The organism is Mesorhizobium sp. P160219, from assembly GCF_057786095.1.
In genome coordinates this window covers 2,176,470-2,202,210 of the sequence record NZ_JBYNWG010000001.1, presented here as the reverse complement: position 1 = coordinate 2,202,210, position 25,741 = coordinate 2,176,470, and the positions used below count along the sequence as shown (strand labels likewise).

The window sequence follows — 25,741 nt, the reverse complement described above, 5'->3', positions numbered from 1 at the left end:
CCATCACGGCTTGCCGAAGGCATTACAGCGCCCCCGCGCGATCGACGACGCGTCGACAATCATGCGTGCGAGCACCCCGGTTGCGGCAAGGATGCTGGGTTTGGCTTTGCTAAGCCGCGTCAGCCTTCGCACTGGTTCTGCCTGACGCACCGCGACAACGGCGAGCGATACCTGTAGGCAGGTGAATATCGGCATGACATACGGCGACTACGCGTGGACGTGTGGCAACTTCACCGCAGGCTTGCGCACGTAGGGTTGGTTCATTAGAGAGGTCTCAAAGACAAGGGACCAACACATGACCGACGAAGACAACCAAGTTGTCGAACTGGCGGAACTTACAGCGGACGTCGTTTCCGCATACGTAGCCAATAACCCACTACCGGTTGCCAACTTGCCCTACCTGATTGCATCTGTGCACGCTTCATTGTCAGGTTTGAGCAGCCAGATCGCACCGGCTGCAAAAGAGCCTGTGCCTGCGGCAAATCCAAAAAAGTCTGTGTTCCCGGATTACATCATCAGCCTGGAAGACGGCCGGAAATTCCAGTCTATGAAACGTCACCTTGGCCTGCTTGGCATGACACCCGACGAATACCGTGAGAAGTGGGGCTTGTCTCACGATTACCCCATGGTCGCGCCGAACTACGCCGCGAAGCGATCGGCCCTTGCGAAGGCGTCTGGTCTAGGTCGGAAGGCTGAGGTTAAGGCGCCGGCGAAACGGGCGAAGAAGGCGTAGTCCGAACCCCACATGACGCAACGTCAAGAATCAGCTATCGAAACCCGGATACCGAAGGCACCGAGCTTGCAAACTCGGCCGCCGCTGAAGATGAGGCGGCAAGGGCACTGTTTGAAATCGCAAAAGAACAGATGGGCGGCACATTCCGCCAAGTCGCCTTCCAAGTTCATGACGGCACCAGCATTTCGCTGTTTGAGGTGAAAGTCACGTGTGAGGTGACGCGGGCTGCACATTCCGATGACAGACCGTTGGAAGCCTGACGATTCATACCTCGAAAGCGCTCGCCGGAACCAACGCCGGGCGGTTGGCGAACTCAACTCCCTACGTACGACCATCGACGAGACACGCCGCGTCCTAGCTGCGTCACGGAAGCTCTTGGAACAGATGGCCGAACGCGAAGACCCCCAGCCGCCAGGTTAAGGCGCCTTCTATTGGAATCCGCTCATCTTGACGCGAGAGCTGGCAGGTCCATCAACCGGCTACCCGCAGAAGCAGTGCGACACCGATCCCATAAGGGATCAGCAGTGCCGCCAAGGCGACCCACAGGCCCGGATCGGCGAATACCTGCATCTGGCTGCGAAGCTGTTCCATTGCACCCAACGGCGAAAGGCCCGCTGTGTTCCAAAACTGAAAAGGCCGGCGCACTCAAGCGGTCGACGGGCATCAGGTTCCATTGCTAGATCACCAGCAAGCGCGCTCCCCTACAGCGGAACCTGACGGCCATACGACCGTTATTCGAAAGGACAACGAAAGGAGATCGCCATCATGGACTGGAACCGTGTCGAAGGAAATTGGAAGCAATTCAAAGGTAAGGTCAAGGAGCAATGGGGCAAGCTCACTGATGATGATCTCGACCGCATAGCCGGCAACCGCGATCAGCTCGAAGGTACGATCCAGGAACGCTACGGCATTGAGAAGGATCGCGTGCGGCGAGACGTCGACGACTGGTATGGTCGGCAAGACTCGTAGGATACCACAGTTGAACCTTTTCAAATAAAGGGCGCGTCACGAACCGCGCCCTTTTCGCGTTATGGCATCCGTGTGCCGTTCGGCTCGGCCTTGAACAAGCGATTTTTGGGAACGTGTCGGCTTCCAGCCGCGTTGATCTCCACAATGGAGGTCGTAGCAATGTCCATCCACAAAGAAGACTATCGAACGAACAAGGCTGACTACCTGATAGCGAAAAGGCCAGATCTGGTTGAGAAGACCAAGCCGAAAAAGAAGACGTTGCGGCGTGACGATCAGCGTTCCGCAAAGTTATTGGAAAACCCTGCCGCGTTACCCGAGAGGCCGGCCTCACGCCGTTAGAAATCGCAGAAGGTCAAGAGGAACATTTTAGCGATATTGAATGTTCGACTGTTTATGGACAGCCGAACCGTACTCTCAGCAGATCAATCTAAAGCAGCACGAGCCCTACTGAACTGGTCGCGTGTGCGACTTGCCGCAAAGGCCAATCTTAGCGAAATGGTGATCAGCGATCTTGAGAACGAATTCAGGAGACCGCGTCCCCACAACCTCGCCGCCATCCGCAAAGCGTTTGAGGATGCCGGAATCGTCTTCACCGTCGAAGGCACTCCATCGCTAGCCCGCTCAGAAGGTGATAGCGGCCTAGCCGCTGATAATAGACAGTGGCGCCGCCGGGAGAAAAAAGCATAAGGGGAAAAGCCCGGGTACACTCCGCAACCCGATCTCTAAAGCGGCCGCTGACAAGGGCGGTTGTTCACTGACTTTGTTCCGGCGCTCACCTTTCTAAGGTGCCGCTCGAATATGGCCAGCTTCTCTTCGTAGCCGAGCCGCACTTTGGACCTGCTGCTATCGCATTTGAAACCGGCAATCGTTTTGAGCCAGGATCCTCTTCTCACCATTGGGCACGAACAGGACGGGCATTGGAATTCTATAGCTACGTCGCGCAGTTCATTTGATAGAGGCACTGTGCATGTTCTCCTCAGTGGCACGGCCACTGCAACAAAGTGGAAGGAGAAATGTTTCGCGGCTCGGCCATTTACGCGAAGGAATCAGACCTAAGTCCAAATGTTGACGGGGGCAGGCAAGCTGTTCCTTGCCCCTCGATCCGTCGCCGTGGCCTCTCACCATACTCGGCCGCAGCTCAAACGCTCGTATCACCGGCCAGAACGCGCAGTTCAGCCAGTGGAATGGCACAGGACCGGCAAAGCCGCGCGACCGGTTAAGTTAAATCCGCACGAACTTGTCGAGATTCAGACGGATTCCGTTGGCCTTCCGCAAAGGCCAGGGCATAGGATTCAAGCTCGAATGATCGGCTGTCTTCCTTCCCCTTCTCTACCACGCGGACGAACCATTCTCCGCAGGCTTCGACCACCTCAACCACTGTCTGAGTTTCGGTGTTTTGAACTGTGCCGCCCATCGCAATTGCCTCCACCGCCAAACGGGACAATTAATGGATTTATAAGACCTGGGGAATCGATCTTTCAAGCTGGAATCCGCATTAGCGCTGGATGTTGCATCGCGGCGCGGAGGGGTTTTATTAGCTCCCCCTCATCTTGACGCCGGCGCCGGCTGCTCCAAAGTCTTGGGCATCGCTCGGGGAAGTATCAAAGTTGGCGACGAGGTCGCAGTCACGGCGATTGTGCGCGGCCGGGTGACGCCCGATCGCATGAGCGTGACGACCCCCTCCTACGACTTCCCGCATTCTGTTGTCGATTCGACTTGGAAGACTGTGATTGGCCAGCATATGGAATTGATCGGCCCTGTCACACGCATCGACGGGGACAAGGTAACCGTCAGCCTCCGGCCATTGGTGACTGTCGAGGCCGAGCACGTGCGCCTTGTCGAAAGACATGTGGCACTTCCACGCGGGCGAAAAAAGTCGCTGGTTGACAAGGCTTAAACTTCGTTGCCGACCCCAGGAACAGCCCACTGAAACTTTCTCCTTCACATCGGCTCTGGTCGCCTCCCGCTAGCTGCCGGCGCGTTGCGATATCGGCACAGTAGACGGGTTGGCATTTTCCGAACTTTCCGCCATGTCGTCGCGATGACGTTGGCGAAGGCGCTTCAGCAGATCGCGTGAGGCTTGAATCGCCCTGCGCGATTGATCCATGTTCTGACGAAACGTGGCGCGTTCCTCCATGGACTTCTGCCACTTCAGCAAGGTGGCCGTAGTCGCAGTAGCGGCTTGAGCGATTTCTATGGGCGTTGCAACCATCGCATCCTCCTAAAAAGGCAATGGTAAACGCCAAATATTGCCGGCGAGCGGAGGCAATTCACAGCTGTCCTACCAGCAATTCACCCCCCAGAACGGCGATGTCGAGCGGGCAGAGGGGGTGATAAAACGACGTCTTCCTGCTGCTGGAACTGGCTCCCCTTTTTGGCCAGTCGCTTGCGCCTCCGTTCCCGGAGGGCTGTCATGCCATAGCGAGTGATGCCGTACAACAACAGGCCAAAAATCAGCCCGAGTGGCACCGCACCGCACAGCATGGGCTTTAAGACCGGTGCCCACAATTGCGAAATTGAAAGGGTCTTCAACATCTCACTCAGATGGGCTGGCCGTTCGTAACTTTGCACGTGGACGTGCAACATGATCTTGCCGGTCTCCCAAGACGCTCCCACTACAAACGGGAGGGTCAGCGGGTTGCCAAAGACAAATGTTCCCAACCCTGCCGCCACCATGTTTCCTGAAATTAGCCAGCACACGATGGCGGCAATGGCGAAATGGGATCCTAGCGGAAAGAAAGACGCGAAAACCCCAGCCGCCACCCCAGCCGCGACGGCGTTTGGAGTGGCGTTCAGACGGAGAATGCGCTTTGAGACATACTGAAACGATCGCGAGAAGGAGCGGCGCGGCCACATGTAAATGCGCAATCGCCCGAAGAGACCATCAGGATTTCGCCGTCTAAAGAGCACTCTCTTGCCCACTTCAAACGCGGTCGGTTGAACGGATGGACCTCGTCTTGAAAAAAACGCAGCCTGTGCTGCTTTGTTCCGAATGGTTCCTTCGGCTACGAACGCCCTATGTGCCGGAACTTTACTGGTGTTTGGCACGTTTTCCCGTCGAACCAATTGCGGTTCCAGGAAAAGGGAAAATATGGAAGATCCAGGTGTGGGTTGGATAGCAGCGATCGTCATCGGCGGTATCGCCGGCTGGCTTGCCGAGATGTTCATGAAAAGCAACATGGGCGTGCTTATGAACATCATCTTGGGAATCGTCGGCGCTATCGTCGCCAATGTCCTTCTAGGGCTGCTGGGCGTTTCGTTGGCCGGCTGGCTCGGCTATCTTGTCGCCGGCTTCATCGGCGCGTGTATTTTGATTGCCGTGGCGCGAATGATTAAACGCTGAGCCTACAATCGAGTTGTGCACATCAGTATCGATAGGGGCGCGTGATCCTTAGGACCACGCGCCTTTCTTCAGAGCGGAAAATCGAGATCAAGCTGGTCGCGTCGCCGGAGCCTGTCCGCTGTACTTGTTGAGGTGCCGGAGTAGCAGTCTGACGTTGCGATTGTTCGCCTTGAAATAGACGTCGAAGATCGAGCCGAGAATTGGGACACTTCCTACGAGCGTATCCAGCAGCACGTTGCCTAGCATGCGAGCGACCAACCCATTTCCGGCACCGACGTTTCGAGCTCGCAAGACGATGTAGGCCGGGACAATGCCCGTCGCCGCATCTCCGAGTACGGGGACCAGACCTACGAGCGCATCCAGTCCAAAACGAATTGATGTGCCTGGAATGCGCCAGCGGGAATCGAGTAGCGCGGCCAATAGATCCAACTCGGCAAGTGCGTTTGCTGTATCACCACCGTGACCGCCCTGCCCGATCATGCCAATTCGCGCGCCAGTACGATTTAGTATCTCTCCCTGATGGATAGCCGTCACCTTAGATATCGCTTTGACCGCCTGAATTCGCTTGCGTCCTGTGCGATGGCACGTCGTCGAGCAAGGTCGTCTCACCGGAGCTTTTCGGCGCCTCAACGGGCAATTCACCAGTAGGCGTCATTTTGCTGACGGCCTCAGGCAAATCTCGCGTGATCCGGCTTATGAGCTCCTCGCGCGAAAGGCCGGTCTGCATCGAGAGGGAAGTCAGGGTGTCTTCGTCTATGGCTGCTTCCACCTCGCTTGGCTGGATCGGCTCGTTCGGCCCGGTGCCTACCCACGAATTGACCTTCGATCCGGCGCCTGCCCCTCTGAACCGGTCGAGAATATCGCCAAGCGCGGTCCCCGAAACGCCTTTTGAAAGCTGATCTAGAATCCCGCCTTGCGGATCATTTGGGTTGCGATCACCCGCTCCACGGATCATGTCGCCGATCTTGTCGCGATTTTGGTATGCCAAGACGCCGAGCATCGCGATCGCCAATTTTCCCAGGTTAGCCATTGGTACCTCCACTGTTCAATGGACAAGGGCTCAACATCACAAAAGTTCCGACTGGCGACGATCTAATTGAATAAGGGCTGGCGTATCGACACAGACGTGAGCGGTCGTCCCTAAAGCGGCGTGTTGTCGTTGGCCTGCCGGGCGGCTTCGGCCTCGGCGACGTCGATCGTGCAAAGCTCGTTGCCTGCCTGATCGCGCATCCGTACCAGCCATCCAGTCAAATCGTCGTCGCCGGGTTGCAGGGACGAGCAGGTCGATCGCGCAACGGATCGCCTCGGCGCGAGCAGCCTCAAAACTTGGCATCACGGCAGGCGGAACCTGGCGAGCCTGGTCGCCGTCGCGATATTCGAACGTATAGACATTGCTCTGCCGGCCGCGGACATTGCCGGATTCCGGTGTCCTATTGAAACCGCCAATTCTATCGACAGGCATTTCGAAGGTCGCGGTCTGACCAAGCAGGGCTTTTGCACGGTCGATTGCCCCCAGCGCGCCGTCGGCGACGTCGCCTCGCGCCATTTCGACCGCGATAGATTCACCCCCTGGCCCTCAAACACCACTCTAACAAGAGGCAGGCCGGAAGGCGCGGCCGCCTGTCCAATGTTGATTCCGACGATATGCATGGGGATACCTTTGACGCTCAGTTTCGCACTCTCAGTGCTTTCGCTGCTCGTGCTCATCCGCGCGGACGAGATAGTCGCTAGCTGCGGCCAGTACGGCCAAGAACGCAGCGGCATATCTGGCAAACCCGAAGGCCTGCGCGGCGGCCAATTTCGCACCGCGTGCATGCTCGGCGATAAATGCATCCGTCGCATCCTGAACTTCAGCTCCAGCCTTGCCGAATAGGGTGCGCTCCTTGGCTGTGGGCTCAAACGCCTTACCGATTATGTGGCCGAGCAGCAGGCCACCCGCAGATCCAGCGAGCACCTTGGCCCGAAACAGGTTTGTGATCGCCTTGCGCGGATGGGCTTCATAACGAATTGACGCGGCGTCGGAATGCGAGGCGCCGGCGACCTTATCTACAGCTATATCGTCGGCGCCTGCCGGGCCATGCGTGCTTCGCCTGCCGGCGTCAAACACCGCAACTGCACCCAGTGCGACCGCGGCAGCAGTGCCGCCATTATTCTTGACGGCGTCCGACACACCGCCTAGCGCCTTCGCCACCTTCTGCTTCGCGTACCGGGTGGACGCATCGACCAGATTTCGGGGCTGCAGGCGCCGGCTTATCTCGCTGACAGGTTCAAACAAAGCCTGCCGCTCTGTGCGGCTTTGCAGCATGATCTCGCGCATCTCTTCACTGGGTTGAGCCAAAACGCATCCCCTGTTTCAATGCCGCGATGTCAGTGCGCACCTGGTTGACGGTTTCGACAGGTGTGATGGTCCATCCCGCGAGCGCTCGTTTCGCAAGATAGAGAAACAGCACGCCGCCTACCCCCAGAAGCGCTGCGACGATTAGGCAAGCTACCATCGGACCGACACCAAAGTGGATCATAGCGAGGATCAGGAACTGGACCATGGCGAATGCAGCCAAGACAAAGAGCACCAGTGCGGCGATGCCGCACGCGCCTGACGAGACGATCGTAGACGTCTTAACCTTCATCTCGGCTTGGAGAAGACGAAGATCGAGGCGCATCAGCGAAGCGAGATGGCTATACCCTTCGCTGAAAACGCTTCCCAAGGGTCGGAGATTGGAACCATCATCCATCTGGAACGCTCTTCGTGTCAGGACCGATCGGAGCTTCGCATGATCCGGGTCAGCACAACGCCGGCCAGGATGCCTACGCCGAAAAAGGCCGCCGGTTGGCGCTGGGCGAATTTCGTGACCGAGTCGAGCAGTTCACCCACGTTGCGGTCCCTGATATCCGACGAAATCCGTTCGACACCTTCGGCCGCGCTCCGAACCATGCCTGCAACCTGCGGAGATTGCTTCTCGATTCCATCAGCCGCCTCCTTCACGGAATGGGCAATGTTGGCGATCGCGTCGGCGCCGGCGGTCTTGTTCGACTCCACCGCTTCCTTGAAGGCGCCCGCAGCATCCGACGCAACCGAACCGGCATAATTTTTCGCGTCAGTCGTCACCGAAGCGGCAGCGGTTTTGAGATGCCCTGCGGTTTCGGCAGCGCTCGACTTTAGTTTGCCGAGCGCTTCCTTGCTGCTGTCGGCCACCTCGGCATCGTTAGTGTGTAGCCAGTTCAGGTCGCTCGATGATCCAGTGGGGTCGTTGCTGATTGATGTGTTCACGGTTTTCCACTCCTGTTGTTGTGAAGTGAACTCGGCCAATGGCAACCTGTTCCTGCCTAGAGCGAATTTTCCTGCCGCGAGGTCTCACTAGTAGCTCTAACATGCTATTTTCGATTTGGCCTGCTGCCGGAACAGAGCAGAACTCGGGCATCTGCACCAACCGCTTCGGATCTTGCCGGGCTAACGTCAACGGACTTCCAACCAGCATCTGAAATCTGAGTGCGGAGAACTGCTCCAGCACGCGATGCAATCTTGGAAGCGACGTTCTTGGTGCACCAAAATGCCCGATCCAACGAAGCCCGCTATCGATTTCAGCTACCAATACCTGCCCTACGGAACGCAACTCGACAACGACTTGGCCGAGCTCGTGCGCAGCGCCGACGAAACAATCGACGCGCTGGCCGATGTGCGGCGGGCCGACGGGGCACTGCCGAACGCAAAGGTAACGGTCGACAGTCTTTCTCCGGCCGTCCTGGCGCTGCTGCGTGGCGACGGCCCGACTGGATCAACAGGGCCGACGGGACCGGCTGGCGTCGGCGCGATGGGGCCGAGCGGTCCCGCGCGATCGACGCCCCAACCGCAGCTTCTAAGGCGTTCGACAGAAGGGACGACGACCGTTTTCGCGCGGCTTCGACTGGATCTCTGCTTCCGACATCCGCAAACCATACGCGGATCGCTTCAGAATGGACCGGGTTATTGGGGTATGCTGCATCTGCCAATGAAGGCGCTGCGGCTGCGGAGAGCGGTTGTGTGCGTCAAGCCCGGGCCGCCGGTGAAAGAGATAGGCGTCCCGGGCGATCGGTTGCGATTACGCCCGCCTCGTCGCGCAAGATCTCGTCGGGCAGTTGAGGGCTGACCTGGCGGGGGTTCGGCACGCTTTGGGAACCAACCGCATTAGCTTGTAAGATTTTATTGACAAGGTCCCATGTACGAATATTTTCGATATTTTCAAATGCTAGACCTCTGTCAGTATAAGTTTTGCTAAAGTAAGTATTAATCTTAGATCTGCCTATTTTTTGCGGAGGTGAGAGTGTCTTGATGGCCAAATTTCCGCCGATCGGCTGTCGAAAAATCAGAAAAATGGTCTTTATATTACTGTGGTCCATTCAAATTTATAGCCCAATTCTCAGCTTTATGCGGCTGCGCTGCCGCCCCGCGATTAACCACTCCCGAATGAACACGGTTAACGATTCGCTAATTTAGTTGACTATGTTTTGCACAGGTATATTTTCGAAACGTTGGGATGTGCAATTTGGGCGAGCAATGGGCGATGGTGGCATTAGGCGCGTGACCGCGGTTTCGGGGCGTATCGGATGCTGAACGGCAGCTAATAGCCGCGTAGCACCGCCCAGCAACTCAAAAAGCAATCGACAGACAACAGGAGTGGACGATTCCGCGGAGCGGAAGGTTTGTGACGTTCTCAGGAACGTCGCCCGGCAACGCTATGGCCGGCAGTAGTGTGCGCAGTGCGTAAGGGCGAAGGGGTGGAGTATGGGTAGAACTGTCAATGTTCTGAAACTCGGGGCCGGGAACACCCGAAGGGGCGCGAATTCCAATCGGGGTCGCGCGCTGGTTGCCGGTGGGGCAGGATTCCTGGGTTCGCATCTGTGCGAGCGTCTTTTGCGGGATGGGTACGACGTTGTCGTGTTGGACAATTTCCACACCGGCAAAAGATACAATCTCAACGCCCTCGTGCGCGATCCGCGATTTACGTGCATCGAGCACGACATCGTCGACCCACTGCCCTTGGATCTCCAGGTCGATGAAATCTACAATCTCGCCTGTCCGGCGTCCCCGCCGCATTACCAGGCAAATCCGATCCATACGTTCAAGACAAGCGTGCTTGGTTCGCTGAACCTGCTCGAACTCGCGCGGCGGAACAATGCGAAGATATTTCAGGCTTCGACGTCCGAAGTCTACGGCGACCCCCTGGTACATCCGCAGCCGGAAGGCTACTTCGGCAACGTCAACCCGCACGGTCCGCGATCCTGCTATGATGAGGGCAAGCGTTCGGCCGAGACGCTGTTCTTCGATTATTCGAGAACGTATAGCCTCGATGTCCGCGTCGCACGGATCTTCAACACCTATGGCCGCCGCATGCAACCAGACGATGGCCGCGTCGTGTCGAACTTCATCGTCCAGGCTTTGCGCGGTGACGACCTGACCGTCTACGGCAGCGGCCGGCAGACCCGTTCATTCTGCTACGCGGACGACCTCATCGAAGGTTTTATCCAGTTGATGAACGCACCGAGCGCACCGCAGCACCCGGTCAATCTCGGCAACCCTGCCGAATTCACCATTCTGGAACTGGCGACACAGGTGCTCGAATACACCAACTCACGTTCGAAGATCGTGCATCGGCCGCTGCCGGTCGACGATCCCAAGCAGCGTCGGCCGGACATCTCATTTGCCCGGGAAAATCTTGGCTGGGAGCCAAAGATCAGCCTGAGCCAGGGGCTCGCGCATACCACGGCGTATTTTGACGCCCTTCTCTACCCGAACCGGCGCGTCAAAGAAGCTGCGATGTAATGAGCCGCCCGGCAATCCTGGTGACGGGTGGGGCCGGTTACATCGGCAGCCACACCTGCAAGCTGTTGTCAGCTGCCGGCTACCTGCCCGTCGTTTTTGACAATCTGAGCCGTGGCAATGAGAGATCCGTTGCCTGGGGGCCGCTTGTTGTCGGCGATATCCGGGACCGGGAGGCGCTACAGCAGGCGATCAGCACCTACCAGCCGCAAGCGATCATCCACTTTGCTGCGCTCGCTTATGTGGGCGAGTTTGTTCACGAGCCCGCAGAGTATTATTCGACCAATGTGTCGGGTACCATCGCGGTGCTTGATGCGGCACGCTCGAGTTCTATCGAAAACATTATCTTTTCAAGCAGCTGCGCGACGTACGGCGTGCCCGAAACACTGCCCATTCGAGAGACCTCGGCGCAAAATCCAATCAGCCCCTATGGGCGAACCAAGCTGATGGGCGAGCAGATCATCAGCGACTATGCCAGCGCCTACGGAATGAAATATGCGATCCTGCGTTATTTCAACGCCTGCGGCGCCGATCCCGACGGCGAGCTCGGTGAGTGGCACTCGCCTGAAACGCACCTGATCCCGCGCGTGCTCATGGCCGCATCAGGCACCATCGACGAGATCGAGGTTTTCGGCACAGACTACGACACGTCGGATGGCACCTGCGTGCGCGATTACATCCATGTCAGCGATCTGGCCCGCGCGCATCTGAGGGCTTTCATGCATCTGGAGGCGGGTGGCGAAAACCTGTCGGTCAATCTCGGCACCGGGCGCGGGGTTTCGATCAAGGAGATTCTCCAGGCGGTCACCCGGATGACGTCAAAATCGGTTCCGGTTGTCTTCCGGCCCGGGCGCCCGGGAGACCCGGCGGAGCTCTATGCGGACCCGATCAAAGCGCGCGAACACCTGGGCTTCGTGCCGGAACTTTCCGACATCGATACCATCGTCAGGACAGCCGCCCCGTTCTTCGGGCTGGAGGCCACCGCGTTCACAATTCCGATGCCGACGGCGAGGCGCCGCCGGTCAACTGCGCCAGGAATGCCAAATGCATTGGAGGACATCACCAGCTCGCAAAGCTGGTAGTCGTCCCTGTTTGTCGTTGTCGGGGACGTGGGCTCATTGAGGTGGGTGAGCTTCTCGGCGAGCCTCAACTTTTGGAATCGATCGAGGTACGGATCTTGTCGAACTGCGCGCCCTTTGTATCGCCTTCCTCGAACTTTCGTTGCTCGTCGGAAGGGTCTCCCGGAGAGTGCCGGAAACTGTACCAGACACCGTCCGGATCCTTGCGCTGTTCGAGGGTCCCACTCCGGAAGCGGTGGCTGAAACACGTGCGGATCGGCGCTGCGGCGTAGGTCTTGGACCGCCAGACGAGATCCATGCACATCTTGCCATCGTTGCTCAGATGCCATCTGCCTTCGCCGACAGAAGCCGTGTCTTGCTCGGAGGTCCAGGCCCGGACCGGTCGATCCTTCTGTCCGAAATAGGCCGCTCCGTTATCCCATATCCACGTGCGGTCAGCATAAACAAGCTGAAGTTGGAAAGCCGTGGGAACGGCAACGGCATCTGCAGGGCCGCTGTCTTTGGGACCAGCTGCGTGCGCGGCTCCGCAAAGCGCCATCTGGCACCAAATGGCCAGGACGGGCGCAAGCGAGATGGCAAGTCGATGGCGCCTCGCCCGGCTCGCTGACTTAAATGGCAATCCGGTCCTGTTCGTCATGCTGAGCGGTCGCATTCAATGTTCGCTTCCCAAGCGGGCGTCGACCAGCCGAGCATACCGCAAGAACGGGCCCGGTCCGTCCTGCGCTGACAAGTGGCTCCACGCTGCAACCGTCAGTGTTTCGCATGCTAGTGAGTACCCCTCGAAGATGTCAACCGGTAGGACGGTCAGTGTCTGTCGCGGCGCGCACGGGCTGCAAATCGAGGACGACGGTCTGCCACGCGGCACGCTATAGACATCCCTCGACGAACGGGCCGCTAACCCATAGCGAGCCGTTGCTGTACATGGCGGTCCCGTTGTCGTCGGTGTAGCCGTGCGATTGCTCGTCGACACGCAGCCTGGTGTTTGGCACCAACTGACCGTTCACCTTGACGCTCTTGATGAACAGATTGCGATCACCTGCCTTGCCGTCTCCGCCCCACAGGTCGTTGCTGTAGCGAAGCTCGATCGTCTTCGGGTTAGGCACGCTGCTGAGATCGATGTGGAACGGCTTGGCCAGGGTTGACGCCTGCATCAGCTCCGCCATGGCGGCTTCCGGCGTCGAAGCGACGCTTTCCTTGCCCGGGACGTCGATCTCGGCAGTGGTCTTTCCGTCGACCACGACGTCGAACCGAGGCGCGCCCCGGAGATTAATGCCGGCAGCGTCGACCTCCAGACTGGTGATGGCGCAACGTCCTGTCTCTTTCGCCGCGGCGGCCACCAGGTCGGCCACGCGCTCTCTCTGCGATTGCACCCATCCGGCGATGGGCTGCAGCAGCGCGTTTCGATCGCCGGCATCAGTGAAGAGGTTGGTTCGCTCATCGGAATCGGCCTTGAGGTCGTATTCCTCCACCTTGCCGGTGGTCGCGTTGAAGATGACCTTTCGATCGTTCTCGCGATAGCCGAACAGGAAACCGGCCCAGGGATTGAAGAAGAAGGTCTTGTTTGGCCGTTGCTCGCTGAACAAAGTGCGCCCCTGCCACTGCTTGGGCAGCGCAAGTCCGAGTATGTCGAAGATCGTCGGGGCGATATCGACGATGCCGCCGACCGGGTGAGCAACTTCATCATGAAAGAGATGCTTGTTGATCATGATGAGCGGGATGTGGATGTTTTCCTCGTAAATCGCGCTGGCATGAATGTAGTCGCCATGCTCCCCGAACGCTTCGCCGTGATCGCCCAATATGACCACCAGCGTCGAATCGAGCTTGCCAGACTGCTTGAGCGATTCAAGGATCTCGCCAAGGGCCGTATCGCCGACCTTCAGGGCGTTGAGATAGGCATTGAATTTCTGGTCGTCCGAGTAGTGGACCAGCGTGTTGCCATCGGAGGAAGGCGCCATCTTTGAAAACATCGGGCTGTCGGTGATGTAGGGATAATGGGTCATCGCCGTGAACATGATGCCGAAGAAAGGTTTTGCCTCGTCCTTGTTCATCCAATCGATGATCGACTGCGCCGTGCAAAGGTCACTGTTGTAGTCCATGTTTTTCCACTGCTCGGAGCTGAGCTTGAAGGTCGGGGTGCCGCATTTCTGCCCCCGGTAGTCCTGGACCACATCCAGTCCCTTGTTGAGGAAAAACTCATCGACCCGTTGGAATCGGGAATCCGCGCTCCAGAAAAACCCTGTGCGGAAATTGTTCTTGGACAAGGTGTTGGAGATCGAGTCCAGCGGCAGATAGGGATACCTTGCCGTCATGCCATAATATGAAATGTCGTTGTACATCGAGGTGAGCAGAGAAAATATCGAGTAATGCGTGGACGGTGCGTGCGCATATATGTTGTCGAATCGTATCGAGTCCTTTGCATACCTCTTCATATTCGGCGTGACCGGATACTTGCCGCCAAACGTCTCGATGTATTTGGATGGCACCGACTCCATCATGAAAATCAGCACGTTCTTGATTGGGTTCGGCGTCGGCGCCTTGAAGGTCGACGTTTCCGGCGGTCGCTCGCCGACGCTGGCGACATCCGGGTCATTGGTGCTGGCATTCATCGTCAGCACGACCGGCGTTGGATTGAGCAGGGCCGATTTAACAAAATACAGGATCGGATTGTCGATCTCGGCCGCCGGCAGCGCTTCCGCACGTACGTGGTGTCCACTACCGGCGATGGCAGCGCCGACACACACAACGAGCACGCCCAGGAAGGCCCCGTAGCCAGCGGCGCTCAGCCGCTGGCACAAACTGGCCGCGGCATAGCCAAGAATGAGCACCAGGATGACGGACCCGGAAAGGGTAGCGAAGTCCTTGATGTTGAGCGCGTCGCCCATCGCGTTCCTGGCATCGGCATTCTGCAGGAAGTCGCCATAGACCAGCCACTGGAACGTGAACGGTTCGCCCAGCATTTTGACGAGATTGATGTTGGCAAATCCCCAGCCCAGAGAGACCACGATAGCAACATAGAAGAGCAAGACGACGATTGCTGAGCCGAGACGGCTCGCCTTTGCCAGGAACAGCAGGATCAAAGTCGTCACAGTCAGGGACGTAACGACAATCAGGTCATAGTAGCTCGATGCCAATCCCTTGGGGACGGCCGCCAAAAGGCCTAAAACCGTGGTTTGCGGATCAATGATTGCGCCGCGGTAGACACCCAAAAGCAGCCACGACAACAGGCCCGTGCAGATGACCCGCAGGCTCCTGCGCCGGAAGCGCACATTCTTCGCCGAAGCGGTCCCCGCCTTCGACTGCGTAAGGCCGCTCTCAGGTCGGCTCGCCGACCCCCTACTGCCGCCGATGCTCATACAAACTACCCGCCGCCAGTTTGCGCTTCGGCCCCAAACAATGGCCGACAGCCTTCAAACCCCCACCCGCAGAATCGGCTTGCGCTAAAAAAGAGTCAATGAAATGGAGCTTGCGTTAACCACGTCTCTTGAGAACTGGTTAATCCACGCGATAATCGGCGAGGCGTTGTGCCCAGGTGAGCTGTTCCATCAACTGGGCACCCGCCATATGAATTGACGAACGGCGGGCGCCGTCGACCGCCCGCCGTCATGACGTTTCAGTACTGCGCAGGCAATCAGCCGCCGCGCAGACGCGTTGGGCTCAGGCTCGCGACGGTCATGCCCTGCTGTTGGGAAGGACACGTCGGCAGAAAGCGGCTCGCATCCGCGTATGTCATGGTCGCGATGGAGCTCTTTAGCCCCCCACGCTTGGCGATCCAGCCGCGAACCCAGCCAGGGTAGTTTTTCATCATGAAATTCGCGGCCACCTGATTGCCGCGCGCAGAAACGCCATACGGCAGGTGAAAGCCGAACGACGCGCTCTGCGTAATGCACACCTTGCTCTTGGGCATCGACAGATAAAGCGTGCAGGCCGAGTCGCACGAACCGTTGAACCGCACAAAAGTGCCACTGCGACGCATTTTTAGCGCACGAATGGCATAGTCGATCACATAGCCGCCGCGATCGCCACTGATGGTCTTGACGTTGGCCGTGCCAAGGCTGATGCGCGGAAGCAGCAATTCTCCTGCGGAGCTTGCCGAGACCAGTGCGCCGATCAAACCGAGCGCACCGAGAAACTTCATTGTCGTTTTCATTTGCGCCTCCTGCTATGCCGTCAATGACTAGCTGGGAGGCGTAAAAATTGAATATTCCGTGTCGCTAAATTTGAATCAGTCGATCGATTATGCAGTCGTTTTAGAACCTGATTGACGATTTGGTTTACCAATGACGCAGAAGCATGATCACTGAAAAGTAAACCTGTCGCAGGCATCATTGCAGATGACTGTGCTGCGTAGCGCAATCGGCGGATTTGGATCAGAGGAAGTCGGATGGCCGTTGGTGGCAAGGAGCGGAGGAGGTCAAAGGAAGGCAAGCCTCGCCGCGTCTGCGTCGTGACGAATGCAATCGACCATGGCGGCGAAGATGGCGCCATGGTCGAGTTGGCCAGGCTTTTTGCCGAAGAGGGGGACGACGTCACCCTGCTATGGGTTCCAGGCAGGGATGCTCCAACGGAGGAGGCCGCGCGCCACCGCGAGCTGGAGGCGGCATCGGTGCGGCTGGTCATTCTCGACAAGTCCGATCAGCTGCTTCCTTGGCTGACGACACCCGAGAGCCGGTCCGCCGCTGTGCTGCATTATCTCGAACGGTCCGGCCACGATTTGGTCTACGCGCCCCTTGAGGGCGGGCTGCCTTACTACACGCTGCTAGCTGTCGAGACTGCGGCTTTTGCCGCGCCGCCGATCGTGGTCGTCGCTCACGCTCCGGAAGAATGGGAACATGAAGCCGACAAGGCGTTCTTCGACAGCGCCGAGGTGATTGCCGTCGCCTATATGGAGAAATACTGCGCCGAGATGGCGAACCGGACGATCTGTGTGTCCGCAGCCTTGCGACACTGGATGTTGTCGAAGGGTTGGAAGGTGAAGAAGGCGATCGTGACGCCGATGTTGCCGCTGCAGCATCGTCTCGCTCCAGCCGGTGTGCGATCGTCGACGGGCGGAGAACTTGCCGTCTTGGCCGGATGGCGCTTCCGCGATGGCCTGACGCTGCTTTGCGACGCGCTCGACATCATAGCGCCAATGGCGCCAAAAGGGCTGACGGTCACCGCATTCGGTCCATTTGGAAAGATCATGGGCGAGCACAGCGGTGGACTGCTGCTGAGACGCGCCGAGCGGTGGCCGTTCAAGGTCAACCTGTTGGCGCACGCAAGCCCCGCCGCAAAGCTCGACTACGTCGTGCGGGCCGGCGCGATTGCCGTCATCCCCGCCCACGCCGCATCGACGGGCGGCACCGTTGCCGCATGCATCGAGGCGGGATTGCCTTTCGTTGCGACCAATGTCGACGCGAACGCCGAGCGCTGGAGTGCGCAGGCGAGGCAGCCGCGGCTGGTCGATCCTGACGCCGCCGCGTTGGCGCAGGCCATTTCGGCGGCGCTCGACGACCCGCCTCGCCCACTGCCTGTCGACAGCCTGAGCCAATGTCGGCAGTCCTGGCTGGATACGCGCAACTTGCCGACGCCAACTAGGCGCTGGCGCGTCGACAAAAGTGCCGGGTCGTCACCCCTGGTCTCTATTGTCATGGCCCATCGCAACCGGCCGCTCTATCTTAAACAGGCAATCGCTGCGATCGAAGCGCAAACCTATGATCACCTGGAACTGGTTCTGGTCGACGACGGAAGCGACCTGGATGAAGTCAGGCGATTGCTGGATACGCTGGAACCGACCTTCCGTCAGCGCGGGTGGAAGATTCTGCGCCGACCGCACAAGCACCTCGGTGCGGCGCGAAATGCCGGCATCCGCGCTTCGCATGGCGAGCTGATCCTGTTCGTCGACGACGACAACGCGCTGTTTGCGGAGGCCGTCGATCATTTCGTGCGTGCGATGGCTACATCGGGTGCCGACATCTGCACTGCGTTCCAACTGATCTTCTACGAGGATTTCGTGCCCGAAGATCGCGCCGACGGGCTGATCCAGTACCTGCCTCTGGGTGGTCCCGACGCGCTCGGCCTGATCCATAACGTCTACGGTGACGCGAATGCGATGATGCGCCGGTCTGTCTTCTCGCGGATCGGGTTCTTGATCGAAAAGCCGGGCTACGCCATGCACGACTGGGAATTCTTTGCTCGAGCCTCTCTCGCCGGTCTCAAGATCAGGACGATTCCAAAGCCGCTATACTGGTATCGCTCGAAACCGGATGGCATGTTTCGGACGTCGAACTGGTACGACAACCGGCTTCCCATCCTGGAGGCGTTCAGGTCGAGCCTGCCCGATGGCGCCCGCCTGCTGCATCATTTGGCCATTGCCCAGAACGCGCACCGGTCTGAAATTGAAAGTGCCCGCGAAAACCTGAAATATACCCCCGGCAATCGGAAATATCTGGAGCTTTGCGACATCGAGCCGAACAGCGATGCGGCCATAGAGAAGCTTGCCAGCATTGCTGGGTCGATCGGCCGCCCCGATACGGCTGCCACTTTGCTTGGGCGCCCCGCCACAGACCACAATGCCGCCGACCGTCCTGATGTCGGCGGCGGTTCTATCATTCTCGACTACGACATGCTGCGGAGTGCGCGGTTGCTTACACCCCGCGTCTCGGCTCTCCCGCTGCTGCTTGTCGCACCGGACGACGGCGGGGTGTTCTTGCGTCCGCATGCGGACGGCCCGGTCGCTGCATCGCTTGATCATCATTTTCCAGCCTTCTTCCGGAAGGTTGAAGCATCCGTCGAAATCGCTCATGCCGATGCGCCGGCGATGGATTTTGCTCTCGCCCTTGCTCGACCCGACCAGCCCATAGATTGGCAACAGGACATCGGCCAGCAAACGATCGCCTTCTCAGGCTGGATGAGCATCGAAGACAGATTTGTGCGTCATCACTTGGTGGCAACGCTTCGCACACGAAGGAAGATGCTGCTTTCAATCGTTCTCGCCGTTCGTTTCACCGCAACGTCCAACGGTTTTCCCACGAATGCGTTCTTCCGCACGCTGACACTGTTCAGCGACTAAACGTCGATCCAACCAGGCAAGGGAGATCCGAGCGCAAGCCAGGCCCGTTCATCGGTCGTGCGCGTTAACCACGTTGGTGGAACCTTCCAAGAATGGTTGACAAAACGTTAACAGACGCTAATGTTTCAGTGGGTTGAGTAGGTGGGGTGCGTTATGCGTAGGATTCATTCTCTACTGTTGGGTGGACTTAGTCTGCTGGGGTTGAGCGTCGCTTTTTCTGACGCGGCGCAGGCGAAGACCGAAGTTGGCGTCAAGGAAGCCGAGCTTGCCTGCGAGCAGGCCCTTAAAACCGGCACCATCGAGGCACTTGAGGATTATCTGCACCGGTACCCGAACGCTCCGACAGCCTGCAAGGCGCTTGCTCTCAACAGTTTGGGCCAGTTTGCGGGCGGTGAAGAGGGCAAAGGCCACGGTGAAGGCGGCGGCCGCTACGGCGGATAAGCATCAGCCGGATTTTCCCTCAGTAGTTCGAGCACATCAGGTGGCGTAGTCGCTGCGCTGGTGTTGCATGGCCAGGGTCGAAACGAAACCGGCGAAGGGCTCCGAGGTCTTCATCCAGCCGAGTTCGACGAGTTGCGCGCCGTCACCCCGATAGCAGACGGAGCTTTGGTTCCGAAGCGCGAGTTTCGGATTACGCTCCAAGGCTTCCATGTAGGCAGCGCGCTCCTCAAGCGTCTTTTCCTTGAGCTGCGCATTTTCACTCAGAGACGACGCTGATTTCTGGCGGAATCCCCAGACGAATTTGAAGTGCAGCAATGCGACGCGCAGTTCGCTGAATCGGACCTTGCTGATCGTGTGCTGTGCGACGTGATAACGCGTGCCGCGCCCCCATTTCACGATCGGCACCTTTGTCAGGCACGGGGGAAAAGTTTGCTTGAACCGGCCGTGCCAGAAGACCCGTTCCCTCACGCCACCGAACATCTGCTCGGGTGGGTACATACCGTCGCGCGGGCGCAGCCATCCCGGCTCCGGGTCGAAGTAGGGTGAAGCTTCAACAAGCGGGATCTTGCCATCATAGCTGTATTCGGCCAACGGGCCATCGGCGTACATGTCGATCATGGAGCCTATGACAGCATCGACGCCGGTCGAATCGAGGTAGCTGCAGAGCTGCTGGAGATTTGCCCGCTCAAAATCGGGATAGACGAGAAGTTCGTCGGCGTCGATCGAAAGGCACCAATGGCCGGTGCCGAACACATTCATGAGCGTGTTGATCCATCGCGGCGGATCGATGTTTTCAGCGAAATGCGATCCTTCCGTGTGGAAGCAGTGGCTGTCCGGCTGCTCCAGGATCAATTCGCGGGTCCCATCCGTGGAGCCATTGTCCAGGAAGAAGAACCGATCGACGCCCAGGCCGCGGTAGTGGTCGAGAAGTTGCCGCAGCAATTGGGCTTCGTTGCGCAGTCCGACAAAGCACAAGATCTCGCCATCGGTCACGTCAATGGGCCGGTCGTCCAGTCGCGCGAGATGTTTTGGGGATCGAAGTTCAACCATCCGAGGTCATCAACCAGTTTACGCGAAAGGCAGGTACGCTGCTGAGAGTCCCGCGAAACGATTATCAAAGTGTTATCCAACTGTTGGCAAGACTGTTTCGAACGAAGCGGGCTGACAAGGGGGGGGCATTGAGCATTGGTTCCAAGGCAGGCGCCATGCCCACGGGCAAGCGACAGGCAAGCCAGAAGCCTCGCAATGTGTGTGTCGTTTCGGAGGTTGAGTTCGGCTCGACGGCGACTGGCGATCACGGGTCGGTAACCTACGCGCTGGCGCAGCATCTGGCCGGAACCGGCGATACCGTGACGCTGCTTTGGGCGCCGAGCCCGCTCGGCAGCCAGCCCGATGATCAGGAAATAGTCAGGCTGGGCAAATGGTGCTTCGACAATTTCCTGGTGCGGCTCGAATTGTTGCCGCCCTCGCCCGAGTTGCTGCGCGGCACGGAGTCCTGCGACAAGAACTCATTGGCCGCCTACCACTACCTCAAGCAGAATGCATTCGACGTCGTCTATTTTGCGCTTGAAGGCGGACTGGCGCATTTCTCCACCCTTGCGAAGCGCACAGGTGTCTTTCCCGATCCTCCTACGATCATCGTGCTCGCACATGAGCCCCTTGTGTGGAAGCTGGAAGCCAATTCACGGGCGGTCGAACGCAAGGAGCAGATGACCGTCGCGCACATGGAAAAGAGGTCGGCCGAGACGTGCGACCATCTTGTCATCGCTGGCCAGTCGCTGCTCGACTGGATGGCCAAGGCGGGATGGAAGCTGCCCACCAGCCATCACATTGCTGCGCCCCTCGAGCCGGAGGAGTGGCGTTCCAACTTCGCTGTCGATCACTACAGGCCGCGGGATCGGCCAACCGCCGAAGTGATTCATTTTTCAGGCACAGAGGCGCGCGATGGGCTGACGCTGTTCTGCGATGCGCTCGATCGTCTGGCCGACAGCGGCGTCACCGATCTGACAGTGACGGTAGTCGGCGCGTTTGGTCATGTCCTGGGCGAGCATTCGGGTGGCATGATCGTTCGGCGTGCGCGGCAATGGCCGTTCAAATTGAAGCTCCTGCCCATTCGAGATGAGCCTGACATCTATAGATACCTGCGGCAGAGTCATGCTCTGGTGGCGATGACGCACTCAGCGGCTCAGCTGCCGCTGGAAGTGATGACGTGCCTTAACGAAGAGATCCCGTTCATTGCGACAGATGTCGGCAGCATTCGTGACGTGCTCCATCCGAAGTCGGCCGATGCCGTCCTGATGGATGCGTCGGCCTCCGCCATCGCGGCCAAAATTGCGTCTGTGCTGGAAAGCCGATCGTTTCGTCCGGCAAAGCCCCTGCAAAAGCGGGAAGCGCTCGAGAAAGCCTGGAGCGGGCTGCACGCGAAATTCTCCCGCGAACCCGGCAAGGTCTCCAGTCGCAGGCGGAGCCAACGGCCGCTCGTTTCGATCATCACTGCGCACTACAACCGGGTGCACCTGTTGCCGCAGGCGATTGCCTCGGTTCGACGCCAAGACTACCCCAACATCGAATTGATTGTCGTCGATGACGGCAGCACCGATCCCGATGCAATCAACCTGTTGGCGGAACTCGAACCGGAGTTCGAGCAGCGAGGATGGCGGATCATCCAGCAGAAGAACGGCTTCCTCGGCAAGGCGCGCAACACCGGTATCCGCGCCGCCAGGGGTTCGCTGATCCTGTTCCTGGACGACGACAACGTGCTGTTCCCAAACGCCGTCAGTACGTTCGTCGCCGGCATGCAAAATTCCGGCGCCGATATCTGCACGACCTTCGCCAAGTGGCTCAACGAGCCCTTCGTGCCGCCGGACACCAGGAGCGGCTATGTACTCTACTTCCCGGTCGGCGGGCCGACGGACATCGCCATGCTCAACAATCCGTATGGCGATGCCAATGCGATGTTCCGGCGTGAGGTGTTCGACAAGATAGGTTACCTCAACGAAGAGCGGGGGTTTTCCGCAAGCGACTGGGAGTTTTTCCTTCGCGCGGATCTGGCAGGCCTGGAGATCGTCCCTGTCCCGGAGCCGCTCTATTGGTACCGGTCGGCACCGACGGGCATGAATCGAAATGCCGAGTGGCTGAGGAATCGCAAGCCGATCATCGCTGTCTTTCGAAAGCATCGATTCGCGAAAACGGAAATGTTCGTGCAACTGGCCATCAGCTCGAACACCGACAATCATGAGAAGGAGCTCAATCTCTGGAATCTGGAGCTGCGGGTTAACGACGAGCGGTATCTCAGGTTGAGTACAGGTCCCGCCAATACCGCGGACGCCATGCAGTTGCTGGCCGAGATCGCGGCACGCGAAGGCAGGGCGGATACCGCAATTTCGCTTCTCGCCCGTGCAGGGCGAAGCGACTTTGCTGTGGGTGTGGTTGAAATACTCAACGCTGCGACCGGAGAGACGGTGCCCGAGTTGAATTCCTCGCTGTACCGCGAGCAGTATCTTTCCGCCGAGCCCATGCGCCTGGCTCATGTCGGTTCGTATCCGGATGCCGATCCGGACCTGCTGAGCTATGTCGAACAGTCTCCAGACCAGTTGTTCCTCGAAGCCAGGGGCAGCAATGTCACCATGGCTTTGCTGAAGGGAGTCTGCCCGCCGGGCACCGTAGGCGCGACGTGTTGGGTTTACCTCGACGAGGAACTGACGGGCTCTGCGCAGTTTCAGCTCGCGATCGTAGACGCAGAAAACCAGACCTTCAGCAATCTCGCCCGGCTGCTTGAGGTTGGCAGCGGGAGCGGTTGGGCTGATGTCAGCCGACGGCACGAGGCGCGTGAGATAGGGGCGATGGTCAGTTCGCCGGCAACCGGTCGACGCGATTTGTTGTTGGCAGTCAAATGCGGCGGCAGCCGCCCGGAGGCGCGCGTCCTCGGCGGCTTTTCCAGCGTCCATATCCGCCATGTCGTTTCGAACGATGCCAGGCGCCCGCGCCTCAACGCACCCCAACAGCGCCAACGCACGCGCCGAATGACCAATGATGATCTGAAGCGTGCGGCGCTTGTGACGGATTATCCCTCCGAGCTGCCGACGCTGCTCATCGCGGGCGACAATGGCGGTATATTCCTGCGGCCGAACACGCACGGTCCGGTTGTTGCCGCCCTCAATTCGGCGTTCCCGGCCTTTGCCAGAAGTGTCATCGCGACAGTGGAGATCGCCCACGATGAAGCATCCCCATTCGAGTTCGCCATGGCGCTCGGCAGGCAAGAAGAAAAACTTGTGTGGAAACACGATGCACCTGTCGGCGCGCTGTCATTCTCGGGATGGACGCGCGTCTCGAGACCGTTCGAACTGCATGACCTGAAAGTTTCGACCCGGGAGGTCGATCGCAAGTGGCTGACGATCTACCTGGCAATCCGGCTGCCATCCGGCTCGAAGCCGATGCCGTCCAATGCTTTCTGGCGCAAGCTGTTGCTGGTGTGGGACTGAGGGGCGCGGGTTGTCGGGACGCGGTCGCGCCTTGTCGACGTTTAAGTGCGGTAGTAGATTAAGTCCGCGTGGAGGCGCCAAGACAATGAAGAAATCGCTGGGCCTTGTTCTGGCATTTATTGTCATTACCGGATGCGCAATGTCTTTCGGCGCGGCCGCCCAGGAACGCGACATGGGGTCTAAATGCACGCAGTGGAATGCACATCGCGTCCTCTTCAAAAAAGGTGACGGCAAGATATCCGAGGAATCCGCGAAGGCCCTTGCGGCTTTCGTCAAGGATGCTGGGCACGATTGCGGCTACCGCCTCTACGCAACGGCGAGCAAGGAAGGCAACTACAAAAAAGCCTACGACATCGCTGGTCTCAGGCTCGATGCAACCGGCGATTTTCTCAAGGCGCAAGGCGTCAAGCCCGAAATGGTGCTGGTGCTTTCGCATTGGGTTGACGACGGCGCCGCCGACACCAATACGGCGCGGAGCGCGATACTGTACACGCTGCCAAAGCAAGGCATATCTTGCCGGCAATATGAGAAGCGCAGCCCTGTGCAGGTCGACCTGTTTTTCTATAGCCAGTCCTATGTGATCTCACCGAGGGTCAAGGCCGACCTCGAGAAGTTCGCCGCCAGCATCCGCAACTCACGTTGCAATGTCGAACTGACGGCTCTCGCGGCTACGGAATTCACCGGCGCCGACGCTGCAAAGACAAACAAGGAACTGGCCAAGCAGCGCCTGAAGGCGGTCGAGGATATCTTAACCGCAGCCGGGATCGAAAGCGATCGTCTGGTAGACACGAAAGTGGAGTACGTTGGCGACCAGAAGCCGAACGGCGTTCGCAATCGTCTGGCGACCGCATCCCTGATGTAAGCTTGCCAGATTAGCTGACCCGCAACGATGTGGGCTACGGCGCACCACACCCGACGCTGGACGGCTGGAAGGCCCTCCTCGACCAGTTACTCGCGATCGGCACGGGCAAGGTCTATGTCGGGCGTGGGGATTTCCTCCGGGTGGCCGAGGCGGCCCAGCAGATCGCCTATGTCGACAAGCCGACGAGATCGTCACCGCCTGCATCACCCGCGGCGTCAATGACGCCCCGGGGGTCTGGTGGGCTTTTCTGCTGGGTCAGGTGTTGAATGTGGGTCGATCGTACGTCCGCGATCAGTCCGCCGCCGCTCGGCATCCTTGACCACCCGCTGCAGCCCGCCGACGTCACGAAGTGATTGACGGGCACCAGGAACTCCTACGGGTTGCCTCTTCACGCCTGTGCCACCGTCGCCCCCAAGAGGCGGCGACGGTGGCCGCTTGCAGCAGAACCCGCGCGCCGGTAACCGCGTAGGCAGGCTCCACATATTCCGCCTCGTTGTGGCTCAGCCCGTCACGGCACGGCACAAAGATCATCACGGCAGGCGCCACCCGGGCGAGGAACAGCGCGTCATGGAAAGCACCCGAGATCATCTGTTTGTGCGGCAGCTGTAGGGTATTGGCGGCCTCCTCGACGGTTTTGACCATATCGGCAGAGAATGCCGCCCCGGCATGTCGAACGACCGACTGATCGTTACCGTGCAATGCTGAGCTTCTGCCTCCGCCGCGCACACCTGGCGCAGTTCTGCTTCGATGGCATCGAGCCGCTCTACCCGCGGATGCCTGATATCGACGGCGAAGACCACAGACTGCGGTATGGCGTTGATCGATCCCGGTTGGGCGGGAGCGGAACCTCTTTCCAGCCTTGGCCCGGCTGTCTGTGCACCCTGATGTTGGGCAGCCGGGCCGACGCCCTTCTGAATTCAATTATCGCCGGCGTCGCGGCTAACAGACGAAACCGTTATTTAGTCTGGTCATCCCTGCCTTGGTGATCTCG

At 58.9% G+C, this 25,741-nt stretch carries 28 protein-coding genes; 13 read left to right on the top strand and 15 right to left on the bottom strand.

The window, feature by feature from the left end; genetic code table 11:
- Positions 1-295: 295 nt before the first annotated feature.
- The 5 genes from AC3EMP_RS10655 (at position 296) to AC3EMP_RS10635 (ending at position 2,389) form a co-directional block, all read left to right on the top strand.
- Complete coding sequence (locus AC3EMP_RS10655; protein ID WP_352712794.1) at positions 296-733, top strand: Ros/MucR family transcriptional regulator; 438 nt, start codon at positions 296-298, stop codon at positions 731-733.
- A gap of 29 nt (positions 734-762) precedes the next feature.
- Entirely contained in the window at positions 763-993 is a 231-nt protein-coding gene (locus AC3EMP_RS10650) for a DUF6894 family protein (RefSeq protein WP_488494727.1), read from the top strand.
- A gap of 505 nt (positions 994-1,498) precedes the next feature.
- The gene (locus tag AC3EMP_RS10645; RefSeq protein ID WP_023673385.1) at positions 1,499-1,702 is read left to right on the top strand and encodes a CsbD family protein; all 204 of its coding nucleotides are present in this window, start codon (positions 1,499-1,501) and stop codon (positions 1,700-1,702) included.
- A gap of 159 nt (positions 1,703-1,861) precedes the next feature.
- A complete protein-coding gene (locus tag AC3EMP_RS10640; RefSeq protein WP_023697507.1) occupies positions 1,862-2,041 on the top strand; it encodes a hypothetical protein in 180 nt (59 codons plus the stop codon).
- 54 nt (positions 2,042-2,095) lie between these two features.
- A complete protein-coding gene (locus AC3EMP_RS10635; protein ID WP_352712799.1) occupies positions 2,096-2,389 on the top strand; it encodes a helix-turn-helix domain-containing protein in 294 nt (97 codons plus the stop codon).
- A 529-nt stretch (positions 2,390-2,918) separates the two neighbouring features.
- On the opposite strand, the gene AC3EMP_RS10630 is transcribed toward AC3EMP_RS10635, so the two are convergent.
- A complete protein-coding gene (locus AC3EMP_RS10630; protein WP_352712796.1) occupies positions 2,919-3,116 on the bottom strand; it encodes a hypothetical protein in 198 nt (65 codons plus the stop codon).
- A gap of 249 nt (positions 3,117-3,365) precedes the next feature.
- Here AC3EMP_RS10630 and AC3EMP_RS10625 point away from each other — a divergent pair, with 249 nt between their 5' ends.
- Positions 3,366-3,599 carry a hypothetical protein gene (locus tag AC3EMP_RS10625; RefSeq protein ID WP_352907298.1) on the top strand — a complete coding sequence of 78 codons (234 nt, stop codon included), beginning with the start codon at positions 3,366-3,368 and terminating at the stop codon, positions 3,597-3,599.
- 69 nt (positions 3,600-3,668) lie between these two features.
- On the opposite strand, the gene AC3EMP_RS10620 is transcribed toward AC3EMP_RS10625, so the two are convergent.
- Entirely contained in the window at positions 3,669-3,914 is a 246-nt protein-coding gene (locus AC3EMP_RS10620) for a hypothetical protein (RefSeq protein ID WP_023670916.1), read from the bottom strand.
- An 80-nt stretch (positions 3,915-3,994) separates the two neighbouring features.
- Positions 3,995-4,768 carry a DUF2062 domain-containing protein gene (locus AC3EMP_RS10615; RefSeq protein WP_488494614.1) on the bottom strand — a complete coding sequence of 258 codons (774 nt, stop codon included), beginning with the start codon at positions 4,766-4,768 and terminating at the stop codon, positions 3,995-3,997.
- A gap of 25 nt (positions 4,769-4,793) precedes the next feature.
- Here AC3EMP_RS10615 and AC3EMP_RS10610 point away from each other — a divergent pair, with 25 nt between their 5' ends.
- Positions 4,794-5,045: a GlsB/YeaQ/YmgE family stress response membrane protein gene (locus AC3EMP_RS10610; protein ID WP_023699159.1), complete on the top strand. Its 252-nt coding sequence runs from the start codon at positions 4,794-4,796 to the stop codon at positions 5,043-5,045.
- 87 nt (positions 5,046-5,132) lie between these two features.
- On the opposite strand, the gene AC3EMP_RS10605 is transcribed toward AC3EMP_RS10610, so the two are convergent.
- From AC3EMP_RS10605 to AC3EMP_RS10580, 6 genes are all read right to left on the bottom strand, one after another.
- Positions 5,133-5,525: a DUF4112 domain-containing protein gene (locus AC3EMP_RS10605; RefSeq protein WP_352713168.1), complete on the bottom strand. Its 393-nt coding sequence runs from the start codon at positions 5,523-5,525 to the stop codon at positions 5,133-5,135.
- 55 nt (positions 5,526-5,580) lie between these two features.
- Entirely contained in the window at positions 5,581-6,075 is a 495-nt protein-coding gene (locus AC3EMP_RS10600) for a YidB family protein (protein WP_488492009.1), read from the bottom strand.
- Between the two features lie 651 nt (positions 6,076-6,726).
- Positions 6,727-7,362 carry a hypothetical protein gene (locus tag AC3EMP_RS10595; RefSeq protein WP_023699163.1) on the bottom strand — a complete coding sequence of 212 codons (636 nt, stop codon included), beginning with the start codon at positions 7,360-7,362 and terminating at the stop codon, positions 6,727-6,729.
- 4 nt (positions 7,363-7,366) lie between these two features.
- Positions 7,367-7,777 (bottom strand): phage holin family protein, encoded by a 411-nt coding sequence (locus tag AC3EMP_RS10590; RefSeq protein ID WP_023713090.1) that lies wholly within the window; start codon positions 7,775-7,777, stop codon positions 7,367-7,369.
- A 17-nt stretch (positions 7,778-7,794) separates the two neighbouring features.
- Positions 7,795-8,352, bottom strand: a complete 558-nt coding sequence (locus AC3EMP_RS10585; RefSeq protein WP_245260344.1) for a hypothetical protein — start codon at positions 8,350-8,352, stop codon at positions 7,795-7,797.
- Positions 8,353-9,068: 716 nt separating this feature from the next.
- Positions 9,069-9,419: a hypothetical protein gene (locus AC3EMP_RS10580; protein WP_352713161.1), complete on the bottom strand. Its 351-nt coding sequence runs from the start codon at positions 9,417-9,419 to the stop codon at positions 9,069-9,071.
- A 385-nt stretch (positions 9,420-9,804) separates the two neighbouring features.
- On the opposite strand from AC3EMP_RS10580, the gene AC3EMP_RS10575 reads away from it, so the two are divergent.
- On the top strand, positions 9,805-10,842 hold the full coding sequence (locus AC3EMP_RS10575) for a UDP-glucuronic acid decarboxylase family protein (protein ID WP_027049395.1): 1,038 nt from the start codon (positions 9,805-9,807) through the stop codon (positions 10,840-10,842).
- On the top strand, positions 10,842-11,921 hold the full coding sequence (galE, locus tag AC3EMP_RS10570; protein ID WP_488494613.1) for a UDP-glucose 4-epimerase GalE: 1,080 nt from the start codon (positions 10,842-10,844) through the stop codon (positions 11,919-11,921). Before AC3EMP_RS10575 ends, galE begins: the two co-directional genes overlap by 1 nt.
- Positions 11,922-11,985: 64 nt before the next feature.
- Here galE and AC3EMP_RS10565 read toward each other — a convergent pair whose 3' ends face one another.
- From AC3EMP_RS10565 to AC3EMP_RS10550, 4 genes are all read right to left on the bottom strand, one after another.
- Entirely contained in the window at positions 11,986-12,555 is a 570-nt protein-coding gene (locus AC3EMP_RS10565) for a DUF995 domain-containing protein (RefSeq protein ID WP_488494612.1), read from the bottom strand.
- 229 nt (positions 12,556-12,784) lie between these two features.
- Positions 12,785-15,271: a sulfatase-like hydrolase/transferase gene (locus tag AC3EMP_RS10560; RefSeq protein ID WP_023699169.1), complete on the bottom strand. Its 2,487-nt coding sequence runs from the start codon at positions 15,269-15,271 to the stop codon at positions 12,785-12,787.
- 275 nt (positions 15,272-15,546) lie between these two features.
- Entirely contained in the window at positions 15,547-16,065 is a 519-nt protein-coding gene (locus tag AC3EMP_RS10555; protein WP_352713158.1) for a hypothetical protein, read from the bottom strand.
- 609 nt (positions 16,066-16,674) lie between these two features.
- Entirely contained in the window at positions 16,675-17,109 is a 435-nt protein-coding gene (locus tag AC3EMP_RS10550; protein ID WP_488494611.1) for a hypothetical protein, read from the bottom strand.
- Between AC3EMP_RS10550 and AC3EMP_RS10545 the strand changes: the two genes are divergently transcribed.
- Both AC3EMP_RS10545 and AC3EMP_RS10540 read left to right on the top strand, forming a co-directional pair.
- Positions 17,098-18,966: a DUF6212 domain-containing protein gene (locus tag AC3EMP_RS10545; RefSeq protein WP_352713181.1), complete on the top strand. Its 1,869-nt coding sequence runs from the start codon at positions 17,098-17,100 to the stop codon at positions 18,964-18,966. The genes AC3EMP_RS10550 and AC3EMP_RS10545 overlap by 12 nt on opposite strands.
- 201 nt (positions 18,967-19,167) lie before the next feature.
- Positions 19,168-19,407, top strand: coding sequence for a hypothetical protein (locus AC3EMP_RS10540; protein WP_023670631.1), 240 nt, complete (start codon positions 19,168-19,170; stop codon positions 19,405-19,407).
- Between the two features lie 36 nt (positions 19,408-19,443).
- On the opposite strand, the gene AC3EMP_RS10535 is transcribed toward AC3EMP_RS10540, so the two are convergent.
- Positions 19,444-20,457, bottom strand: coding sequence for a glycosyltransferase family 2 protein (locus AC3EMP_RS10535; protein WP_027049390.1), 1,014 nt, complete (start codon positions 20,455-20,457; stop codon positions 19,444-19,446).
- 128 nt (positions 20,458-20,585) lie between these two features.
- Between AC3EMP_RS10535 and AC3EMP_RS10530 the strand changes: the two genes are divergently transcribed.
- Both AC3EMP_RS10530 and AC3EMP_RS10525 read left to right on the top strand, forming a co-directional pair.
- Positions 20,586-23,888 carry a DUF6212 domain-containing protein gene (locus AC3EMP_RS10530; RefSeq protein ID WP_023746382.1) on the top strand — a complete coding sequence of 1,101 codons (3,303 nt, stop codon included), beginning with the start codon at positions 20,586-20,588 and terminating at the stop codon, positions 23,886-23,888.
- A gap of 85 nt (positions 23,889-23,973) precedes the next feature.
- Complete coding sequence (locus tag AC3EMP_RS10525) at positions 23,974-24,750, top strand: OmpA family protein (RefSeq protein ID WP_023728133.1); 777 nt, start codon at positions 23,974-23,976, stop codon at positions 24,748-24,750.
- Positions 24,751-25,092: 342 nt separating this feature from the next.
- On the opposite strand, the gene AC3EMP_RS10520 is transcribed toward AC3EMP_RS10525, so the two are convergent.
- Positions 25,093-25,449: a M20/M25/M40 family metallo-hydrolase gene (locus AC3EMP_RS10520; protein WP_352713153.1), complete on the bottom strand. Its 357-nt coding sequence runs from the start codon at positions 25,447-25,449 to the stop codon at positions 25,093-25,095.
- Positions 25,450-25,741 lie beyond the last annotated feature (292 nt).

Coding starts and splice junctions, on each gene's coding strand:
- AC3EMP_RS10655 (WP_352712794.1), top strand. CDS start 296: ATGACCGACGAAGACAACCAAGTTGTCGAACTGGCGGAACTTACAGCG.
- AC3EMP_RS10645 (WP_023673385.1), top strand. CDS start 1,499: ATGGACTGGAACCGTGTCGAAGGAAATTGGAAGCAATTCAAAGGTAAG.
- AC3EMP_RS10640 (WP_023697507.1), top strand. CDS start 1,862: ATGTCCATCCACAAAGAAGACTATCGAACGAACAAGGCTGACTACCTG.
- AC3EMP_RS10635 (WP_352712799.1), top strand. CDS start 2,096: ATGGACAGCCGAACCGTACTCTCAGCAGATCAATCTAAAGCAGCACGA.
- AC3EMP_RS10630 (WP_352712796.1), bottom strand. CDS start 3,116: ATGGGCGGCACAGTTCAAAACACCGAAACTCAGACAGTGGTTGAGGTG.
- AC3EMP_RS10625 (WP_352907298.1), top strand. CDS start 3,366: ATGAGCGTGACGACCCCCTCCTACGACTTCCCGCATTCTGTTGTCGAT.
- AC3EMP_RS10620 (WP_023670916.1), bottom strand. CDS start 3,914: ATGGTTGCAACGCCCATAGAAATCGCTCAAGCCGCTACTGCGACTACG.
- AC3EMP_RS10610 (WP_023699159.1), top strand. CDS start 4,794: ATGGAAGATCCAGGTGTGGGTTGGATAGCAGCGATCGTCATCGGCGGT.
- AC3EMP_RS10605 (WP_352713168.1), bottom strand. CDS start 5,525: ATGATCGGGCAGGGCGGTCACGGTGGTGATACAGCAAACGCACTTGCC.
- AC3EMP_RS10600 (WP_488492009.1), bottom strand. CDS start 6,075: ATGGCTAACCTGGGAAAATTGGCGATCGCGATGCTCGGCGTCTTGGCA.
- AC3EMP_RS10595 (WP_023699163.1), bottom strand. CDS start 7,362: ATGCGCGAGATCATGCTGCAAAGCCGCACAGAGCGGCAGGCTTTGTTT.
- AC3EMP_RS10590 (WP_023713090.1), bottom strand. CDS start 7,777: ATGGATGATGGTTCCAATCTCCGACCCTTGGGAAGCGTTTTCAGCGAA.
- AC3EMP_RS10580 (WP_352713161.1), bottom strand. CDS start 9,419: ATGGACCACAGTAATATAAAGACCATTTTTCTGATTTTTCGACAGCCG.
- AC3EMP_RS10575 (WP_027049395.1), top strand. CDS start 9,805: ATGGGTAGAACTGTCAATGTTCTGAAACTCGGGGCCGGGAACACCCGA.
- galE (WP_488494613.1), top strand. CDS start 10,842: ATGAGCCGCCCGGCAATCCTGGTGACGGGTGGGGCCGGTTACATCGGC.
- AC3EMP_RS10565 (WP_488494612.1), bottom strand. CDS start 12,555: ATGACGAACAGGACCGGATTGCCATTTAAGTCAGCGAGCCGGGCGAGG.
- AC3EMP_RS10560 (WP_023699169.1), bottom strand. CDS start 15,271: ATGAGCATCGGCGGCAGTAGGGGGTCGGCGAGCCGACCTGAGAGCGGC.
- AC3EMP_RS10555 (WP_352713158.1), bottom strand. CDS start 16,065: ATGAAAACGACAATGAAGTTTCTCGGTGCGCTCGGTTTGATCGGCGCA.
- AC3EMP_RS10545 (WP_352713181.1), top strand. CDS start 17,098: ATGGGCGAGCACAGCGGTGGACTGCTGCTGAGACGCGCCGAGCGGTGG.
- AC3EMP_RS10535 (WP_027049390.1), bottom strand. CDS start 20,457: ATGGTTGAACTTCGATCCCCAAAACATCTCGCGCGACTGGACGACCGG.
- AC3EMP_RS10525 (WP_023728133.1), top strand. CDS start 23,974: ATGAAGAAATCGCTGGGCCTTGTTCTGGCATTTATTGTCATTACCGGA.